Below are 500 nucleotides of genomic sequence, written 5' to 3' on the forward strand. Positions count from 1 at the left end.
TCATGGTGAGCAGAGTCATACCTTCTGGCACTACAGGAGATGCTTCTTGAACCTCTTCTGCTGCTTCAATCACAGCAACTGGCTCTTTAGTTGCTTCTGTTGTCGACTCTTCTGTTTCTGCAGGTACCACGTCATCAGTTTGCGCTGCATTGATGGATGATTCTGATGCTGTATTGTTTGATGCCGCTAGCTCTGCTGGAGTACTTGCGATCAGCTCTTCTTCGGTCATTAGATCAATATCAGCAATTTCATCGGCACTTGGTTGGCTTGTTTCAACATTAGCCTCTGCTACAACTTGAGCGAGACTATTTTCTTGCTGATTTTGCCACCACCAAGCTGCTGAGATACCGATGATGACAATGGCTATTACCCAAGTCAGCAACATAATTCGGCTGTTGTGTTTCTCGTGTTTGGTTTTACGAGAAAAGCTTTGCATTTCGATTTCTTGCTCTTTTGGCTTTACATCTGCCGTTTGTTCTTGAGCAACCAGCACCACTTTC

General features: G+C 44.8%; 1 pseudogene. It reads right to left on the minus strand.

What is annotated here, in order from left to right:
• Positions 1-500, minus strand: a pseudogene (locus R7093_RS28585) (helix-turn-helix domain-containing protein); the annotation flags it as partial.

The sequence above is a fragment of the Vibrio sp. 1580 genome (assembly GCF_033340055.1).